General features: G+C 74.3%; 11 protein-coding genes. 5 read left to right on the top strand and 6 right to left on the bottom strand.

The window, feature by feature from the left end; genetic code table 11:
• The first annotated feature begins 110 nt into the window (after nucleotides 1-110).
• The 4 genes from treS to H6H00_RS21115 all read left to right on the top strand — a co-directional run bounded on the left by treS (nucleotide 111) and on the right by H6H00_RS21115 (nucleotide 10,553).
• The gene (treS, locus tag H6H00_RS21130) at nucleotides 111-2,333 is read left to right on the top strand and encodes a maltose alpha-D-glucosyltransferase (protein ID WP_185717469.1); all 2,223 of its coding nucleotides are present in this window, start codon (nucleotides 111-113) and stop codon (nucleotides 2,331-2,333) included.
• Between the two features lie 32 nt (nucleotides 2,334-2,365).
• Nucleotides 2,366-3,571, top strand: a complete 1,206-nt coding sequence (locus tag H6H00_RS21125; RefSeq protein WP_221775615.1) for an MFS transporter — start codon at nucleotides 2,366-2,368, stop codon at nucleotides 3,569-3,571.
• Between the two features lie 77 nt (nucleotides 3,572-3,648).
• Nucleotides 3,649-8,565: a SpoIIE family protein phosphatase gene (locus H6H00_RS21120; protein ID WP_185717467.1), complete on the top strand. Its 4,917-nt coding sequence runs from the start codon at nucleotides 3,649-3,651 to the stop codon at nucleotides 8,563-8,565.
• Between the two features lie 716 nt (nucleotides 8,566-9,281).
• Nucleotides 9,282-10,553: an HNH endonuclease signature motif containing protein gene (locus tag H6H00_RS21115; RefSeq protein ID WP_185717466.1), complete on the top strand. Its 1,272-nt coding sequence runs from the start codon at nucleotides 9,282-9,284 to the stop codon at nucleotides 10,551-10,553.
• Here H6H00_RS21115 and H6H00_RS21110 read toward each other — a convergent pair.
• The 6 genes from H6H00_RS21110 to H6H00_RS21085 form a co-directional block, all read right to left on the bottom strand.
• Nucleotides 10,550-11,314, bottom strand: coding sequence for a crotonase/enoyl-CoA hydratase family protein (locus tag H6H00_RS21110; protein WP_185717465.1), 765 nt, complete (start codon nucleotides 11,312-11,314; stop codon nucleotides 10,550-10,552). The two genes, H6H00_RS21115 and H6H00_RS21110, sit on opposite strands and share 4 nt — an antisense overlap.
• Before the next feature lie 72 nt (nucleotides 11,315-11,386).
• Entirely contained in the window at nucleotides 11,387-12,148 is a 762-nt protein-coding gene (locus tag H6H00_RS21105) for a 3-hydroxyacyl-CoA dehydrogenase (protein ID WP_185717464.1), read from the bottom strand.
• 54 nt (nucleotides 12,149-12,202) lie between these two features.
• The gene (locus H6H00_RS21100; RefSeq protein ID WP_255425291.1) at nucleotides 12,203-14,179 is read right to left on the bottom strand and encodes an ATP-binding protein; all 1,977 of its coding nucleotides are present in this window, start codon (nucleotides 14,177-14,179) and stop codon (nucleotides 12,203-12,205) included.
• Nucleotides 14,176-15,774, bottom strand: coding sequence for an acyl-CoA carboxylase subunit beta (locus H6H00_RS21095; RefSeq protein WP_185717463.1), 1,599 nt, complete (start codon nucleotides 15,772-15,774; stop codon nucleotides 14,176-14,178). Before H6H00_RS21095 ends, H6H00_RS21100 begins: the two co-directional genes overlap by 4 nt.
• Nucleotides 15,775-17,325: an AMP-binding protein gene (locus tag H6H00_RS21090; RefSeq protein ID WP_344735754.1), complete on the bottom strand. Its 1,551-nt coding sequence runs from the start codon at nucleotides 17,323-17,325 to the stop codon at nucleotides 15,775-15,777. It lies immediately after the preceding gene.
• Between the two features lie 14 nt (nucleotides 17,326-17,339).
• The gene (locus H6H00_RS21085; protein WP_185717461.1) at nucleotides 17,340-18,491 is read right to left on the bottom strand and encodes an acyl-CoA dehydrogenase family protein; all 1,152 of its coding nucleotides are present in this window, start codon (nucleotides 18,489-18,491) and stop codon (nucleotides 17,340-17,342) included.
• Between the two features lie 87 nt (nucleotides 18,492-18,578).
• Here H6H00_RS21085 and H6H00_RS21080 point away from each other — a divergent pair, with 87 nt between their 5' ends.
• Complete coding sequence (locus H6H00_RS21080; protein ID WP_185717460.1) at nucleotides 18,579-19,193, top strand: TetR/AcrR family transcriptional regulator; 615 nt, start codon at nucleotides 18,579-18,581, stop codon at nucleotides 19,191-19,193.
• Nucleotides 19,194-19,211 lie beyond the last annotated feature (18 nt).

The following is a 19,211-nucleotide window of genomic DNA, read 5'->3' as shown; positions in this document are numbered from 1 at the left end:
CGGCCGACGCCGGTTCGTTCCCCCACCGGGGGTGTGGCCACCCCCGGCCACCGCGCCCGGCTCCACTACCGTCCGGTGGAACGAGCGCCGCGATCCTGCACGGAGAGTCGATGTCAGACGAGCAGTCCCACGAGCCGAGCGAGATCACCTACGCGGAGCACTTCCATCCGGCCCGGCCCCGGAGCCTGCGGCACCGCGCGAAGGTCAAGGCGCCGTTCGCGCGCCGGTCGGTGGCCAAGGACGGGAAGCCGACCGGCACGAACCCGGCGTACGTGTCGTGGCTGCTGAGCCAGTCGATGCTGGCCGACGCCAACGAGATCAGCAGGCAGTTCTCCGGCCAGGGCACGATGTGGCAGAACCCGTTCGCCAACCCCGGGCCGCGCCAGGCGGTGGAGACGGCGTCGGTGTGGTTCACCGCCTACCCGATCTCCTTCATCACCCGCCCGGGGGAGTCGTTCCTCGGCGCGCTGGCCGACGAGGCGCTGTGGGACGCGTTCGCGACCATCGGCATCGAGGCCGTGCACACCGGGCCGGTGAAGCGCGCGGGCGGGCTGTCGGGTTGGCAGACCACCCCGAGCGTCGACGGGCACTTCGACCGGATGAGCACCGAGATCGACCCGGCGTTCGGCACCGAGGCGGAGTTCCGCGCGATGTGCGGCATGGCCACCTGGTCCGGCGGCACGATCATCGACGACATCGTCCCCGGCCACACCGGCAAGGGCGCCGACTTCCGGCTCGCCGAGATGAAGTACGCCGACTACCCCGGCGTCTACCACATGATCGAGATCGACCCGGAGGACTGGACGCTGCTGCCGGAGGTCCCGTCCGGCCGCGACTCGGTGAACATCGACCCGGCCACCGAGGAGCAGCTGGAGAAGGCCGGCTACATCATCGGGCGGCTGCAGCGCGTCATCTTCTACGCCGAGGGCGTCAAGGAGACGAACTGGAGCGCCACGAAGGCCGTCGAGGGCGTCGACGGGGTGGAGCGGCGCTGGGTCTACCTGCACTACTTCAAGGAGGGCCAGCCCTCGATCAACTGGCTCGACCCGAGCTTCGCCGGCATGCGCCTGGTCATCGGCGACGCCCTGCACTCGCTCACCGACCTCGGTGCGGGTGCGCTGCGGCTGGACGCCAACGGCTTCCTCGGCGTCGAGAAGTCGACGGAGGGGCTCCCCGCCTGGTCCGAGGGCCACCCGCTCTCCCAGGCCGCCAACCACCTGATCGGCTCGATGGTCCGCAAGCTCGGCGGGTTCACCTTCCAGGAGCTGAACCTGACGATCGACGACATCCGCGTCACCGCCGAGGCGGGCGCCGACCTGTCCTACGACTTCGTCAACCGCCCCGCCTACCACCACGCGCTCGCCACCGGCGACACCGAGTTCCTGCGCCTGACGCTGCGCACGTCGCTGGAGCTGGGCGTCGACCCGGCCTCGCTCGTGCACGCCCTGCAGAACCACGACGAGCTCACCTACGAGCTGGTGCACTGGGCCACCGGGCACCGCGACGACGTCTACACCTACCGGGGCGCGGAGATCACCGGCGGCGACCTGGCCGAGAGCGTGCGCCGCGACCTGTGCGAGCGGCTCACCGGGCCCGACGCCCCGTACAACCTGATCTTCACGACCAACGGCATCGCCTGCACCACCGCCACCGTCATCGCCGCGACGCTGGGCATCACCGACCTCGACGCCATCGAGGAGGTCGACACCGCCCGGATCATGCGCGTGCACCTGCTGCTCGCGATGTTCAACGCGCTGCAGCCCGGGGTGTTCGCGCTGTCCGGCTGGGACCTCGGCGGCATGCTCACCCTGGCCCCCGACCAGGTCGCGGAGCTGCTGGAGAGCGGCGACACCCGCTGGATCCACCGCGCCGCGCACGACCTGATGGGCGCCAACCCCGGAGCGCGCAGCTCGTCGTCGGGCCTGCCGCGCGGGCGCAGCCTCTACGGCACGATCCCCGAGCAGCTCGACGACGAGGCCAGCTTCGTCCGCCAGCTGCAGGCGATCCTCGCCGTCCGCACCCGGTACGGCATCGCGACGGCGCAGCAGGTCGACGTGCCCGACGTCTCGCACCGCGGCCTGCTCGTCCTGGTGCACCAGCTCGCCGACCCCGGGCAGCTGCACCTGACGGTGCTGAACTTCTCGGGCGAGCCCGTCACCGGGACCGTCCGGTCCGAGTTTCTGACCCCGGGCGCGGAGGTCTCCGACATGTTCACCAGCCGCCCCCTGGGCACGGTCGACGACCTGCACTCCTTCTCGATCGAGATGGAGCCGCACCAGGGGCACTCGCTGCTCGTGGCCGCGCCCGCGGTGGAACTGCTCACCCCCGCGTGACCTGACGGCGCCGCGGGACGAGCATGGAGGTGGTGACCTCCACCCGTCCCGCGACCGCCGTCCGGCCCGGCACCGGCACCGGCCTGCTCGTCCTCGCCCTCGTCGTGCTCGCGCTCAACCTGCGCGGCCCGATCGTCGCGATCTCCCCGGTGCTCGACACGATCCGCGCCGACCTGGGCATCGGGGCCGGCACCGCCGGGCTGCTCACCAGCCTGCCGGTGCTGTGCTTCGCCCTGGCCACGCCGCTCGCGTCGCTGCTGCTGGCCAGGGCCGGGCTGGAGCGGGGGGTGCTGATCGCGCTCGGCGCGCTGCTCGTCGGCACCGTCGTCCGCTCCACCGACGGGCTGCCCGCCGTCATCGTGGGCACGCTGGTCATCGGGATCGCGATCACCGTCGGCAACGTGGCGGTGCCGGTGATCGTCGGGCGGGACGTGCCCGCGCACCGCGCCGGGATCGTGCTGGGCGGCTACACCGCGGCGCTCAACGTCGGCTCGATGATCATGCTGTCGTTCACGGTGCCGCTGGCGGCGGGGCTGGGCTGGCGGCCCGCCCTCGCGGCGTGGGGCCTGGTCGCCGTGCTGGCGGCGGGCGTCTTCTGGCTCGGCACCCGCGGCAACGCCCGCCGCGCCGCGGAGGCGCCCGCGCCGGACGAGGGGGTCGGGGGCGGACCGGTCTGGTGGCGGCGCCCGATCGTCTGGGCCCTGACGATCGCATTCGGCGGCCAGGCGTTCTCCTACTACGGCGTGACGGCGTGGCTGCCGCTGCTGCTGCACGACGAGCTGGGCATGGACCCCGCGGCGGCCGGGGTGAGCGCGTCGGTCTTCCAGGTCGCGGCCGTGGCCGGGGCGTTCGGGGTGCCGGTGCTGCTGCGGGTGTTCGACCGCCCGCTGCCCTCCCTGCTGGTGGTCTGCGCGTTCTGGGCGACGCTGCCGCTGGGCCTGCTGCTGGCCCCCGAGCTGTGGCCGGTCTGGTGCGCGCTGGGCGGCGTCGCGCAGGGCGGCGGGTTCACCGTGATCTTCTCGATCGTCGTGCGCGCGGCCAGGGGACCCGCGGAGGGCCGCCGGATGTCGGCGCTCGTGCAGGGCGGCGGGTACCTCGTCGCGGCCACCGGCCCGACGGTCGTCGGGGCCGTGCACGAGGCCACGAACGCCTGGACGGTGCCGCTGCTGGTGGTGCTCGGCGCGGTCGCGGTGCTCACCGTCGCGGGCTCGTACGCGGCGAGTGCCCGCGCCGCGTAGGGGTCCCGGCGCCGGGCGCCCGAGCCGGCCCGGGTTGCGATGGCGGACCGATCACCGGGAGGTCAGACTGTCCGACGATGCGCACCGACCGGTCCCCGACGCCGAACCCTCTGTTCGCCGGGGGCGGTGAGGTCGGCCGCGTCATGGCGTCCCACGACTGGGCGTCGACGCCCGTGGGGCCGCCCGAGACCTGGCCCGCCGAGCTGCGCAGCGTCGTCCGGATCCTGCTGACGTCGCGGTTCTCGATGTGGATGGGCTGGGGCCCCGATCTCGCGTTCTTCTACAACGACGCCTACCAGCGCGACACGCTGCGCGCCAAGCACCCGTGGGCGCTGGGTCGGCCCGCCAGCGAGGTGTGGGCGGAGGTCTGGGACGACGTCGTGCCGCGGGTGCGCCAGGTGCTGGACACGGGCGAGGCCACCTGGGACGAGGGACTGCTGCTCACCCTGGAGCGGGCGGGCTACGTCGAGGAGAGCTACCACACCTTCTCCTACAGTCCCCTCGAGTACGCCGACGGCCGGATCTCGGGCCTGCTCTGCGTGGTCAGCGAGGACACCGAGCGGGTGCTCAGCGAGCGCAGGCTGCGCGTGCTCAGCGAGCTCGGCGACGTGTCCTCGGCCAGCGCGCCGTCGGTCGCCGAGGCCTGCCGCACCGTCCTGGCGGCGCTGGAGCGCGGGCGCGCCGACGTCCCGTTCGCCTCGGTCTACCTCCTCGACGACGCGGGGGCCGCGGTCCGCACCGCGTACTTCGGGATGGTCGACGACCCGCGGATCGTGCCGCCCGTGCTCGACCCCGGGTCGCCGCTGTGGTCGGTGCTGGAGACGGGGGTGCCGCGGGACCTGACCGGGCTCGCCGCCGACCTCGGTGGCCTGTTCCTGCCCACCGGGCACATCGACGAGTCCGTCGCGCCCGACGCGGCCGTGTGCGTGCCGCTCACCGGGGCGACCGGCCGGACGGTCGGCGTGTTCACCGCGGGGGTCAGCCCGTTCCGGGCGCTGGACGTCGAGTACCGGCGGTTCCTCGACCTCGTCGCCGGGCAGGTCACCACCGCGGTCACCGACGCGCAGGCCTACCAGGCCCAGCGGCGCCGCGCCGACGAGCTCGCCGAGCTCGACCGGGCCAAGACCGAGTTCTTCACCGGGGTGAGCCACGAGCTGCGCACCCCGCTGACGCTCATCGCCGGGCCCGCGGAGGACGCGCTCGCCGATCTCGACCACCCCCTGCCCCCGCCGCACCTGGCGCGGCTGGAGGTCATCCGGCGCAACAGCGGCCGTCTGCGCCGGCTCGTCGACACCCTGCTCGACTTCGCCCGGCTCGAGGGCGGCCGCCTGGCCCCCCAGCTCACCTCCGTCGACCTCGCCGGGCTGACCCGCGGCGTCGCCGAGTCCTTCGCCCCCGCGATCACCCGGGCCGGGCTCGGGTTCGCGGTGGAGTGCCCCGCGCTGCCGTCCGCCGTCGCCGTCGACGTGGACATGTGGGAGAAGATCGTCCTCAACCTGCTGTCCAACGCCGTCAAGTACACCCTCGCCGGCGAGGTGTCCCTCGCGCTGGCCCCCACCGACGACGGCGGGGTCCGCCTGACCGTCTCCGACACCGGCATCGGGATCCCGGCGCAGGACGTGCCGCTGCTGTTCCAGCGCTTCCACCGCGTGCAGGGGGCGGCGGGGCGCAGCCGCGAGGGGTCCGGCATCGGGCTGGCCCTCGTCGCCGAGCTGACGGCGCTGCACGGGGGCACCGCGGGCGTCGAGAGCGTCCCGGACCGGGGCTCCACGTTCACGGTGACGCTGCCCCCGGCCGCGCTCACCGGCGCCCCGCCGACGACGGCACGGGTCTCCGTCGCGGCGCAGCGCTACCGCGAGGAGGCGCTGCAGTGGTCGACCTCGGACGTCGACGCGCCGGTCCCGCTCGACGCGGGACCGACCGCGGGCGCCACCGTCCTGGTCGCGGAGGACAACAGCGACCTGCGCCGGTTCCTGGCCGGGCTGCTGTCCCCGCACTACCGGGTGCTCGTCGTCGGCGACGGGGACAGCGCGCTCGCCACCGCGCTCGCGGAGCGTCCCGACCTGGTCCTGACCGACGCGATGATGCCCGGACTCGACGGCTTCGCCCTGCTCGCGGCGCTGCGCGCCGACCCGGCGACCGCCACCACCCCCGTCGTGATGCTCTCGGCGCGCGCGGGCGAGGAGGCCGCGATCGAGGGGCTCGCCGCGGGGGCCGACGACTACCTGACCAAGCCCTTCTCCTCGGCCGACCTGCTGGCCAGGGTCCGGTCCAACCTGCAGCTCGCCCGGGTGCGCAACCAGGAGTCGGCGTGGCGCCGCGCGCTGATCGACGCGATGCGGGAGGGCCTGTGCGTGGTCGCTCCCGACGGCTCGGTCGTCGACGTGAACGCGGCCGTCCACACCATCCTCGGCTACGGCCGGGAGGGGCTCCCCTACCCGCCCCCCTACCCGTGGCTCCCCGACCCGGAGACCGACCCCGAGGCCGCGGCGGAGGCCTCCGCCGCCTTGGCCACGGCGATCGAGCACGGGACGGGCACCTACGTCGTGCAGGTGCGCCACCGGGACGGGCACTGGCTGTGGGTCGAGGTGTCGGTCGCCACCGCACCGGGCCGCGACGGCGGCGAGCCGATGCTGCTCAGCACGGTCCGCGACGTCACCGAACGCCGCCGGATCGCCGAGCGCGACCGGCTGCTGGCCGACACCGGGCGCCTGCTCGGCCGGCCCGGCGCCCTGCGCGACCGCCTCGCCGACCTCGTCGCCGCGGCCTCCCCGGTGCTCGGTGACCTGGCCGTGGTCTACCTCGCCCGCCCCGACGGCACCCACGCGGTCGTGGCGGTCCACCACCGCGACCCCGCCGTCGCCGACGCCGTGCGGGCGCTGCCGCCGGGGCGCCCCACCGCCGAGCAGGACGCCCTCCAGCGCGCCGGCCGCGCCTACGAGCTGCACGACCTGCCCCCGGGCACCCCCACCGAGGCGGCCGGGGCCCGGTTCGGCGGCGGGCTGGTCGTCCCGCTGCTCGTGGCCGGGCGGCTGCTCGGCGAGCTGGTCTTCGCCGCCACCGGGCGCGTCCGCCGCCACGACGAGACCGACGTCGCCACGGCGGAGGAGCTGGGCCGCCGCGTCGCCCTGATGATCGAGACCGACCGGCTCGCCACCCGCGAGCGCCAGCTCCACGAGGTCACGGCCGCGCTCGCCGCGGCGGGCAGCGTCACCGAGGCCGCGCGGGTGCTCGAGGCCGGGATCGTCGACGCGACGGGGGCGGTCGCCGTCTCGGTCACGCTGCCCGCCCCCGGCGGGCCCACGATGGTCCACGAGGTGGGCGACCCGCACGCGGTGCCCGCGGTCGACACCGTGATCCGGGCCGGCACACCCCACTGGGGCGCCTCCGGTGCGGCGCTCCCGCTGACCGTCGGCGAACGGATCGTCGGCGCGCTCGCGGTCGGCTTCGCCGGGCCCCGCGCCTTCGACGACGACGAGCGCACGTTCCTGCAGACCCTCGCCAGCGAGGCCGGGCTGGCCTTCGAGCGGGCCGCGCTGGCCGACACCCGCCGCGAGCTCGCCGACACGCTGCAGCGCAGCCTGCTGCCGCCCGCGCTGCCCGACCACGACCGCGTCACCCTCGCCGCCCGCTACCTCCCGGCCGCGTCGGGCAGCAACACCGGCGGCGACTGGTACGACGTGCTCCCCCTCGACGACCACCACGTCGCGATCGTCGTCGGCGACGTGGTCGGGCAGGGGCCGACCGCCGCCGCGGTGATGGGCCAGCTGCGCAGCGCGCTCTCGGCGTACCTGCTGCAGACCCACGCCCCCGCCGAGGCCCTGACCTGGCTGGATCGCTGGTCGGTCCGGGTGCCGGGGGCGCGGGCGAGCACCGCGATCTGCGTCGTCCTCGACACCCGCACCGGCGACGTCCGCTGGGCCCGCGCGGGCCACCCCCCACCGCTGGTGATCGGTCCCGACGGCGGGTCGCAGTTCCTGGAGGACGCCCACGGCGCGGTGCTCGGCGTCACCGGCGGCCCGCCGTTCACCGAGGGGAGCACCACGCTCGCCCCCGGGTCCACCGTGATCCTCTACACCGACGGGCTCGTCGAGCGCCGCGGCGAGATCGTCGACGACGGGTTCGCCCGGCTGGCCCGCGCGGCGGCTACGCACTGCACCAGCCCCGTCGAGAAGCTGGTCCCCGCCGTGCTCGACGCCGCGCTCGACGGGGCGGGCCCGGCCGACGACGTCGCCCTGATCGTCGCCCGGCTGCGCCCGCCGACCCTGGCCGGGCGCGGCCCCGCCCGGCCCGACCAGCTCGCCGTCGTGCGCCGCGACGTCGCCGCCTGGACCACCGCCGCCGCCCTGTCCGAGGACACCGGCGACGACCTGCAGCTCGCGCTCGGCGAGGCGCTGGCCAACGCCGTGGAGCACGCGTACCGCGGCCGCGCCCCCGGCGAGTACCGCTACCGGCTCGACCAGCGGGCCGACGGCGCGGTGCAGGTCGAGGTGAGCGACGAGGGCAGCTGGCGGCCCCCGCCGGAGGACCCCGGCTACCGCGGCCGCGGGCTGCTGGTGATCGACCGGCTCACCGGCGGCGCCGTCGTCGAGCGGTCGGCGCAGGGCACGCGCATGACGTTCACGGTGCACCCCGTCGACGATCCCGACCCCTCCCCCGCGGGCGGCCCCTCCGGCACCGCGTCACCCGCCTGGGCCGGCCTGCGCGTGCACGACGGGCCGTGCCTGGAGCTGGCCGGCGAGCTCGACGTCGCCACGGTGCCGGGGCTGCGCGACCGGGTCCTGGAGGCGGTCGCGGACGCCGGGGACACCGTGGTCGTCGACCTCACCGCCGTCGCGCACCTGGCCAGCGCCGGGATCGGGCTGCTGCTGGAGATCGCGGCGCAGGCCCCGCACGGGATGCGGGTCGTGGTGACGCCGGACGGGCCGGTGGCGCGGGTGCTGGCGCTCACGGACCTGGAGGAGAGCCTGGGGGTGACCCCCGGCTCCCCCTGACCCGACCCCACCCCCCGGCGAGTTTGCCGCAGCCGCCCGGCGAGTTTGCGGGAGCCGCCCGGCGAGTTTGCCGCAGCCGCCCGGCGAGTTGGCCGCTCTAGCCGGCGAGTTTGCCGCAGCCGCCCGGCGCGTTTGCCGCGATCGCCACGCGAGTTGGCCGCTCTACCCGGCGAGTTGGCCGGGGGCGCCCGGCGAGTTGGCGGGAGGCGCCCGGCGAATTGGCCGGAGGCCCCGATGGGTGGCACTGCTCGGCCGGGAAGGGCGGGTGCAACGCACTGCCCCGGTTCGACGGCGTTCCCGCTCAGGCCTCGACGGTGCCGCCCGCGGAGTACGGGCGGATGGGGTGCGCCGGGCAGGCTGAGTCGGCCGGCCACCGGTCCCGAACGTGGTGCGGTCTACTGCGGGCCACGACGCCAGCCGGTCGGGCACGGGGTCGATCCAGGCGGTGGGGTTGCGGTTCGGGACCACCGGACGTCTCGCCCGACCCGGCCGAGCCTCCGGGGCGCAGGTCGGGCACGTCGGTCGGGAACGGCCGCCAACCCGACCACGTCATCCCGGAAGTTCACTCCAGACGACCCACGCCCGACCGGCGCCTGCGCACCACGCTGAGGAATGCCAGACAGACCGCCGCTCGAAGCGACCAGCCATGCGCCGAACGGTCCCTGAGCTGCGGCGATCGACCCACGATCGAACGTATGTTCTAGTAGGATCAGGTCATGGCCGGCGACACCCTCCGAGACGCGCACCAGCACCTCGCTGCCGCAGTCGACGAGCTTGCCGCAGCCACCACCCAGGCCTCAGAAGCCGACCTGATCTCGCTGCTGACCGTCTGCGAGGGCGTGCACCGGCGGGTCGAGGCGATCTCCAGTGCCGCGGTGGCCGTTCTCGACGATCGGGGCACGTTCCTGTCCCGCGGCTATCCCTCCACCGCTGCTGCGGTGTCAGACCTGTTGTCGTGGGATCAGCGGCAGGCCCGCTCCTTCACCTCCGCGGCCACCGACGTCCACGGCCGCACCACTCTCAGCGGGGAACAGTTCCCCGCTCGGATGCCCGCCACCGCCGCAGCCCTCGACGCAGGAGTGATCGGGTGGCGGCACGTCGAAGTCATCCACCGCGTGCTGCGCACTCGGGCCGCCGAACGGCTCAGCACCGCGGAGTGGACCGGCGCCGAGGCACAGCTCGCCGACTACGCCCAGCAGGCCAAGCCAGGACAACTGCTCAGCTTCGGGACCCTGCTGGTCGACCGGTTGGATCAGGACGGGCCCGAACCCGACGACACCCCGCCCCCGGTCAACGAGCTCCGACTGACCCGCCACCGCGGCGGCGCAGGCGGGTCGTTGAAGGGCCGGTTCGAAGACCCCGCCCTCTACGACGCCATCGCCGCAGTCATCGACGCCAAGGCCAAACCGCTCACCGCCGACGACGACCGAACCGCGGCCCAGCGACAAGCCGAAGCACTCGCCGACGTCTGCGGGTACGTCCTCGACCACGGCAACCACCTCCCCGAAACCGGCGGCCGCCGACCCCACCTCACCGTCACCATCCGACTCGAGGACCTCGAGGCCCGAGCGCGCGGGGCGATGCTGGAGTTCGGCGGCACCATCACCCCCGCCACCCTGCGCACCCTGGCCTGCGACGCCGGCGTCGTCCCGATCGTCATGAACGGCGACAGCCAACCCCTCGACGTCGGCCGCGAGAAGCGCACCATCCCTGACGGGCTCCGCAAGGCCATTACCGTGCGAGACCGCGGCTGCGCCCACCCCGGCTGCGACCGACCACCCTCCTGGTGCGACGTCCACCATGTGGATCACTGGGGACGCGAGGGACCGACCGAGCTCAACAACCTGGTCATGCTGTGCAAAGCGCATCACCGCCAGATCCACCACTCGGACTGGACGGTCCGGATCCGCGACGGGCTACCGGAGTTCGTCCCACCCCGATGGATCGACCCGACGCAGACCCCGCGCCGGAACCTGCTCGCGGCCTAGCGGCCCTTCCAGACCGGCGCCCGCTTCTCGGCGAACGCCGTGGACCCTTCGCGCGCGTCGTCAGAGGCGAACACCGGCCCGATGATCGCGGCCTGCTCGGCCCAGCCCTGCTCGACGGTCCAGTCGGCGCTCTGCCGTGCGATACGCTTCGTCGCCGCGACGGCGAGCGGGGCGTTGGCGGCGATGGTGGCGGCCAGCTCCAGGGCGGCGTCGAGGGCACCGCCCTCGTGGGTGACGCGGTTGACCAGGCCGATCTCCGCGGCCCGCTCGGCGCCGATCGGGTCGCCGGTCAGCAGCATCTCCATCGCCAGCGCGTACGGGACGCGGCGGGTCAGCAGCAGGGCGCCGCCGGCCGCGGCGACGAGGGACCGCTTCACCTCGGGCACGCCGAACCTCGCGGTGCGCGAGGCCACGACCAAGTCGCACGCCAGCAGCAGCTCGAACCCGCCGGCCAGGGCCCAGCCCTCGGCCGCGCCGATGAGCGGCTTGCGGGGCGGGGCCTCGGTGATCCCGCACAGGCCCCGGCCCTCGATGCCCGGGCGCTCGCCCTTCAGGAACGCCTTGAGATCCATGCCGGCGGAGAACGTGCCTCCCGCGCCGGTCAGGACGCCCGCCCACAGCTCGTCGGAGGCGTCCAGCTCGTCGACGGCGTCGGCGATGCCCCGGGCGACCTCGCCGTTGAGCGCGTTCTTCGCCTGCGGCCGGTTGATGGTGATGACCTGCACGGCGCCGCGGCGCTCGACGAGGACCTCGTCGGACACGTTCCCTCCTCCGCGCGGCCCCTCCGCGCCCAGCTCCGCCAACCTACCGGGCGACGCGCAGGCCCGACCGCGTCAGCGGGGCGCCATCCGGATGGCGCCGTCGAGGCGGATGACCTCGCCGTTGAGCATCGGGTTGGCCGCGATGTGGACGACCAGCGCACCGAACTCCGACGGCTGCCCCAGCCGCGACGGGTGCGGCACCTGCTGGCCCAGCGAGATCCGGGCGTCCTCGGGCAAGCCCGCGAGCAGCGGGGTGTCGAACAGGCCGGGCGCGATGGTGACGACGCGGATCAGCGCCGACGCGAGGTCGCGCGCGATCGGCAGCGTCATGCCCACGACCCCGCCCTTCGACGCCGAGTACGCCGCCTGCCCGATCTGGCCGTCGAACGCCGCGACCGACGCGGTGTTGACGATGACGCCGCGCTCGCCGTCGACGATCTCCGTGGCCGCGATGCGCTCGGCCGCCAGCCGGATGACGTTGAACGTGCCGATGAGGTTGATGTTCACGATGCGCGCGAACTTGTCGAGCGGGTACACGCCCTTCTTCCCGAGGACGCGGATCGCGTCGCCGGTGCCCGCGCAGTTGACGGCCACGCGGATCGGGCCCAGCTCGGCGGCGGCGTCGAGCGCGGCGCTCACCGAGGCCTCGTCGGTGACGTCACCGGGCGCGAACCGCACGCGGTCACCCAGCTTCGCGGCGACGTCCGCCCCCGCCGACGACGGCAGGTCGAGGATGACGACCGACGCACCCGCGTCGAGCAGCTTCTCCGTGGTGGCCAGCCCGAGGCCGGACGCACCGCCCGTCACGACCGCTGCGGCTCCGTTGATGTCCACTGGTTCTCCTCGTGCGTCGAACTGCGTCGGTGCGATCCGTCCGCAGGCTAGCAGTCAGTCCTGACCGTTCGGCGTGGCGCCGGTCACCACGGCCAGCACCTGCCCGGTCGTCACCTGGTCGCCCGCGGCGACGTGCAGCTCGGCGAGCTCGCCGTCGGACGGGGCCGCGACCGTGTGCTCCATCTTCATCGCCTCCAGGACCACCAGCGGCTGGCCGGCGGTCACCGCGGCACCGGGCCCGGCGAGCACCCGCAGCACCGCACCGGGCATCGGCGCGAGCAGCGAGCCGGGGGCCTGCGCGGCGGAGGGGTCGACGAACCGCGGCACCTCGACGAGCGTCGTGGAGCCGAGCGGGCCGTCGACCCAGGACACCCCGCCCGCGGAGTGCACCGACACCGTGCGCCGCACCCCGCCGACGGTGAGGTCGACCGACGTCGGGGTCACCGCGTGCGTGGTGACGGCGAACGACTCGCCGTCGACGGTGACGTCGGCGCCGCCGCGGCGCACGCGGTAGGCGACCTCGACGGTCCGGTCCCCCAGCAGGAACGACACGTGCTGCGGGGCGGGCGAGACGCTGCGCCACCCCGACGGCAGCCCGCCGAGCACGCGCGCGGCGGCGCGGTTCGCGGACTGGCGGGCCAGCGCGGCGGCCGCGGCGTGCAGCGCGACCGCGGAGTCGGTGCCCGCGAGCAGCTCCGGGTGGCGGTCGAGGTAGCCGGTGTCGGTCGCCCCGGCCAGGAAGTCGGGCTCGCGCAGGATCCCGACGAGCAGGTCCCGGTTGGTGACGACGCCGTGCAGGCGCGCACCGGCCAGTGCCGCGGCGAGCGTGCGGGCGGCCGCGGCGCGGGTCGGGCCGTGCGCGATCACCTTCGCGAGCATGGGGTCGTAGTGCGGGCCGACGACCGACCCGTCGGCGACGCCGGTGTCGACGCGCACGTCACCCGGCACCGAGAACGCGTGCAGCGTGCCGGTCGCGGGAAGGAAGCCGGCCGGCACGTCCTCGGCGTAGAGCCGGGCCTCGATGGCGTGCCCGGTGATCCGGGCGCCGTGCACCTCGGGCGGCAGCGGCTCCCCCTCGGCGACGCGCAGCTGCAGCGCCACGAGGTCGAGGCCGGTGACCAGCTCGGTGACCGGGTGCTCCACCTGCAGCCGCGTGTTGACCTCCAGGAAGTGGAACGCGCCGTGGGCGTCGAGGACGAACTCGACGGTGCCCGCGCCCACGTAGGACAGCGCCTTCCCGGCCGCGACCGCGGCGGCCCCGAGCGAGGCGCGCAGCGCGTCGTCGACGGCCGGGGACGGCGCCTCCTCCACGATCTTCTGGTAGCGGCGCTGGATCGAGCACTCCCGCTCGAACAGCGCGACGACCGAGCCGTGGGCGTCGCCGAGGATCTGCACCTCGACGTGGCGCGGGTCGACGACGAACCGTTCCAGGAACACGGTGCCGTCGCCGAACGCGGAGGCGGCCTCGCGGCGGGCGCTCGCCACCGCGTCGGCGAGCGAGGCCGGGTCGGGGACCACCCGCATCCCGCGGCCGCCCCCACCGAACGCGGCCTTGACCAGCAGCGGGAAGCCGACCTGCTCGCCGAGCGCGGCGAGGTCGTCGTCCTCGCCGACGGTGGCGCCCGGCAGCACCGGCACCCCGGCCCCCGCCATCAGCGCCTTCGCCTCGATCTTCGACCCCATCGCCGCGATCGCCTCGGGCGACGGGCCGACGAAGGTGATCCCGGCCGCGGCGCACTCGCGCGCGAACCCGGCGTTCTCCGAGAGGAACCCGTAGCCGGGGTGCACGGCGTCGGCGCCGGTGGCGCGGGCGGCGTCGAGGACGAGGTCCCCGCGCAGGTAGGTGTCGGCGGGCGCGGCACCGGGCAGCCGCACGGCCTCGTCGGCGGCCGCGACGAACGGGGCGTCGGCGTCGGGATCGGAGTACACGGCGACGGTGGCGATCCCCAGCGCCCGCGCGGTGCGGAGGACGCGGACGGCGATCTCGCCGCGGTTGGCGACCAGCAGCTTCTGGATCACGGGGGTGCTCACATCCGGAAGACGCCGAAGCCGCGACGGCCCTCGACGGTGTTCGAGTGGGTGGCCGACAGCGACATCCCCAGCACGGTGCGGGTGTCACGCGGGTCGATGATGCCGTCGTCGTAGAGGCGGGCGGTCACGAAGAGCGCGTGCGACTCCGCCTCGATCTGGGCCTCGATCGCGGCGGTGCGCGCGGCGTCGGCCGCCTCGTCGAACGGCTTGCCCTGCGACGCCGCCGACGCCCGCCCGACGATCGACAGGACGCCCGCGAGCTGCGTCGCCCCCATGACGGCGAGCTTCGCGCCGGGCCAGGCGAACAGCAGCCGCGGGTCGTACGCGCGGCCGGACATGCCGTAGTTGCCCGCCCCGAACGACGACGCCATGTTCACGGTCAGGTGCGGCACGGTGCTGTTGGCCACCGCGTTGATCATCTTGGCGCCGTCCTTGACGATGCCGCCCTGCTCGTAGCTCGTGCCCACCATGTAGCCGGTGGTGTTCTGCAGGAACACCAGCGGGGTGTCGGTCTGGTTGGCCAGCAGGATGAACTCGGTGGCCTTCCTGGCCTCCTCGCTGAACAGCACGCCGCGGTGGTTGGCCAGCACGCCCACCGGATAGCCGTGGACCTGCGCCCACCCCGTGACCAGCGACGTGCCGTAGAGCGGCTTGTACTCGTCGAACTCCGAGCCGTCGACGGTGCGGGCCAGCACCTCGCGCGGGTCGAACGGCACCTTCGTGTCGGTCGAGACGATCCCCAGGATCTCCTCGGGGTCGTACACCGGCTCCTCGGCGGGCCCGCGCGGCGCCGGGCCGAGCTTGCGCCAGTTGATCCGCGTGAGGATCTCCCGGCCGATCCGCAGGGCGTCGCGCTCGTCGACGGCGAAGTGGTCGGACAGCCCGGAGACGCGCGAGTGCATGTCGGCACCGCCGAGCGCCTCGTCGTCGGCGTCCTCGCCGGTGGCCATCCTCACCAGCGGCGGGCCGCCGAGGAACACCTTGGCCTGCTTGTCGACGAGCACCGCGTAGTCGCACATGCCGGGCACGTACGCGCCGCCCGCGGTGGAGTTGCCGAACACCAGCGCGACGGTCGGCACGCCGGCCGCCGACAGCGCCGTCAGCTCGTGGAAGATCCGCCCGGCCGGGACGAACAGGTCGGCCTGGGTCGGCAGGTCGGCGCCGCCGGACTCCACCAGGTTGACGACCGGCAGCCGGTTGACCCGCGCGATCTCCAGCGCGCGCAGCGTCTTCTTCAGCGAGTACGGGTTCATCGCGCCACCGCGGACGGTGGGGTCGTGCGCGATCACCACGCACTCGACGCCCGAGACCACCCCGATCCCGGTGACGACGGTGGCCCCGACCGTGAACGCCGTGCCCCATGCGGCGAGCGCGGAGAGCTCCAGGAACGGGGAGTCCGGGTCGAGCAGCAGCTCGATCCGCTCGCGCACCGGCAGCCGCCCCCGGTCGCGGTGCCGCTGCTGGTACTTCTCGCCCCCGCCCGCGACGGCGATCGCCTGCTGCTCGGCGACCCGCTCCAGCAGGTCGAGCTGGACGGCCCGGTTGGCGCGGTAGTCCTCCGCCGCGGTGTCCAGTGCCGATCTCAGGACGGGCATTCAGCGACCTCCGTAGTGGTCCGCGTGCGCCTCGCGCACCACGTTCTTGCGGATCTTGCCGGTGCTCGTGCGCGGCAGCTCGTCCACCACGATCACCGACTTGGGGACCTTGTAGCCGTCGAGGCCCGCCCGCACCGCGGCCAGCAGCGCCCCCTCGTCGACGGTCTCCCCCGGCTTCGGCACGACCACCGCGGTGACGGCCTCGCTCCACCGCTCGTGCGGGAGCCCGATCACCACCACCTCCGCCACGCGGTCGTCGGCGGCGTACACGGCCTTCTCGACCTCGATCGAGGCCACGTTCTCGCCGCCGGTCTTGATGACGTCCTTGTAGCGGTCGGCGAACCACAGCACGCCGTCGTCGTCGAAGCGGCCGACGTCGCCGGAGTGGAACCAGCCGTGCGCGAACGCCTCCGCTGTGGCGTCGGGGTCGCGCAGGTAGCCGTTCATCGTCGACGGGCCGCGGTAGACGATCTCGCCCAGCTCACCGGCCGGCAGTAGCGTGCCGTCCTCGGCCATGATCCCCACCTGGACCCCGACGATCGGCGTGCCGACGGCGCCGGTGTGGGTGAGCTGGTGCTCGGGGCGGAACAGCGTGGTGACCGGGCTCATCTCGGTCTGCCCGAACAGCAGCGCGAAGTCGCACCCGAAGCCCTCCAGGCAGGCCCGGATCAGCGCGTCGGGCATCGGGGCCATCGCGTAGACCGCGCGCTTCAGCGACGACAGGTCGCGGTCGGCGAACGACGGGTGCTCCAGCGCGGCGCGGAACATCATCGGCAGCCCGAAGACCTGGGTGATCCGCTCGCGCTCGATCGTGTCGAGGAACGCTCCCGGGTCGAAGCCGCGGTGCACGTGGATCGTCGCGCCCACCAGCACCGCGGGGGTGCAGAACGCGTTGAGCTGCGCGGTGTGGAACATCGGCATCATCGCGACGAACCGGTCGTCGCAGTTCCAGCCCGCCTCCAGCGCCCCCGACATCGAGCCCAGGTAGATCGCCTTGTGGCTGCCGACCACGCCCTTGGGGAACGAGGTGGTGCCGGAGGTGTAGAGGTAGGTCAGCGCGTCGGCGTCCTCGACGTGCGCCTCGGGCTCGGACGGGTCGTCGACCAGCACGGCGTCCAGCGTCGGTGCGCCGTCGGGGGCCGGCCCCGGGCCGGGCGCGACGATCACCTCGACGCCGTCCGGGATCCCGTCGCGCAGCGCGTCGAGCAGCGGCGCCTCCACGACGATCCCGCGCGCCCGGGAGTGCCCGAGGACGTAGGCGACCTCGTCGGGCCGCCAGCCCAGGTTCGTCGGCACGCAGACCACGCCGAGCTTCGCGCACGCGTAGTAGACGGCGAGGAACTCCGCGCTGTTGGCCGACGCGAGCCCCAGCGCCTCGCCGCGGACGTAGCCGCGGGCGGCGAGGCCGTGCGCGAGCCGGTTGACCCAGGCGTTGAACTCCGCGTAGGTCCACCGGCGGTCGCCGTCGACGAGCGCGGGCCGCGTGGGCCGCAGGGCGGCGGTGCGGGTCAGCGAGTCGCCGACGTTGATCCGCTGGACGAGGTTCTCCACGGCGGTCACCCCTCCTAGTACGAGCGCGGGAGGCCCAGGCTGTGCTGGGCCACGTAGTTGAGGATCATCTCGCGGTTGACGGGCGCGATCCGCAGCAGGCGCGCCAGCCCCCAGTACGGAACGAGCCCGTACTCGGTGGCCAGCCCGTTGCCCCCGTGGGACTGGATGGCCGCGTCGACGGCGGCGATCGCGGCCTCGGCCGCGGCGTACTTGGCCATGTTCGACGCCTCGCCCGCCGGCAGGCCGCGGTCGTGCAGCCAGGCGGCCTTGCGGGTCATCAGCGCGGCCAGCTCGGTCTCGATCTTCGCCTTGGCCAGCGGGTGCGACACGCCCTGGTGGGCGCCGATCGGGGTGTCCCAGACCTTCCGCGTGGTGGCGTAGGCGGCCGCCCGGTCGAGCGCGTGCCGGGCGATGCCGACGCACAGCGCGGCCCCGGTGATCCGCTCCGGGTTCAGCCCGCGGAAGACCTGCCGGAAGCCCTCGCCCTCCCCGCCGACGAGCGAGGTGCCCGGCACCCGGACGTCGTCGAGGTGCAGGGTGAACTGGCGCTCGGGCAGCATCGCGTCGACGGGCAGCGGGACGGCCTGCATCCCCGGCGCGTCGGTGGGGACGACGAACAGCGACATGAGCGGGCCGCCGGAGGCGTCGCGCCCCGTGCGGGCGACGACGAGCAGCGCCTCCGCCTCGTCGACGCCGGAGATGTAGTACTTCGTGCCGTTGAGCAGCCAGTCGTCGCCGTCGCGCACGGCCGTGGTGCTGATCCGGTGGGTGTTCGAGCCCGCGTCGGGCTCGGTGATCGCGAAGACCACCTTCACCGTGCCGTCGGCCAGGCCGGGGAGCCACCGCGTCCGCTGCTCCTCGCTGCCGAACTCGCCGATCACCTCCGCCGAGATGGCCGCGGAGACCAGCAGCAGGAGCAGCGGGGTGCCGCGGGCGGCGATCTCCTCGCAGACGATGGCCAGCTCGACGAGCCCGCCCCCGCCGCCGCCGTGCTCCTCGGCCACGTTGACGCCGATGAAGCCCGACTCCCCCAGCGCCGCCCACAGCTCGCTGCACGGCTCGTGGGCCGCGGCGCGCTCGGCGTAGTAGGCGGGGCCGAACCGGCCCGCGACCGTGCCGACCGCGGCACGCAGGTCGCGGTGCTCGTCGGTCTCGGTGAAGTCCACCGCGTCCTCCCCGTGGAGTCGTCGTCGACCGGCCGAGTCATCGACGAGTCACTAGCAACGTAGACCTCCCGGTGCCACACTCACCAGATGCCGTCGACCGACACCGGGCGCAGGCGCGACCCGGACCGGCGGGCCCGGATCCTCGACGCCGCCGCCGAGCTCGCCGCCCGGCGCGGGTTCCACAGCGTCGGGATGGCCGAGATCGGGGCGCACGCCGGGATCGTCGGCACGGGGATCTACCGGCACTTCGACAGCAAGATGGCCGTGCTGGTCGCGGTGCTCGACCAGGGCATGGACCGCATCGCGACCCGGGCGGCGGAGATCGTGTCGTCGGCCCCCGACGACCGCAGCGCCCTGACCGCGCTGGTCCGCGACCACATCGACGTCGCGATCACGGAGCGCTCGATGCTCGCGGCCTACCACCGCGAGGTGCACAACCTCCCCGAGGACGACCGGCGCCGGTTGCGCAGGCGCCAGCGCCACTACATCGAGGACTGGGTGCACGTGCTCGCCCCGCTGCGCCCGGACCTGTCCGACCCCGAGCTGCGGGTGACCGTGCACGCCGCCGTCGGGGCCGTCCAGTCCACGCTGTTCTTCCGCAGCGGTCTGCCCGACGACCGCCTCACCGCGCTGCTCGTCGCACTCGCCCACCGCTGCGTCGGGGTGGATCCCGCGAGTGAACCGCCGATGACCGGCCCCTGATCCCCCGCACCCGCCACC

This window comes from Pseudonocardia petroleophila, assembly GCF_014235185.1.
In the GTDB taxonomy this organism is placed as follows: domain Bacteria; phylum Actinomycetota; class Actinomycetes; order Mycobacteriales; family Pseudonocardiaceae; genus Pseudonocardia; species Pseudonocardia petroleophila.
The sequence above is the reverse complement of the archived record's forward strand: the minus strand, read 5'-3'. Positions and strand labels throughout refer to the sequence as shown.

Coding starts and splice junctions, on each gene's coding strand:
- H6H00_RS21115 (WP_185717466.1), top strand. CDS start 9,282: ATGGCCGGCGACACCCTCCGAGACGCGCACCAGCACCTCGCTGCCGCA.
- H6H00_RS21095 (WP_185717463.1), bottom strand. CDS start 15,774: ATGCCCGTCCTGAGATCGGCACTGGACACCGCGGCGGAGGACTACCGC.
- treS (WP_185717469.1), top strand. CDS start 111: ATGTCAGACGAGCAGTCCCACGAGCCGAGCGAGATCACCTACGCGGAG.
- H6H00_RS21120 (WP_185717467.1), top strand. CDS start 3,649: ATGCGCACCGACCGGTCCCCGACGCCGAACCCTCTGTTCGCCGGGGGC.
- H6H00_RS21080 (WP_185717460.1), top strand. CDS start 18,579: ATGCCGTCGACCGACACCGGGCGCAGGCGCGACCCGGACCGGCGGGCC.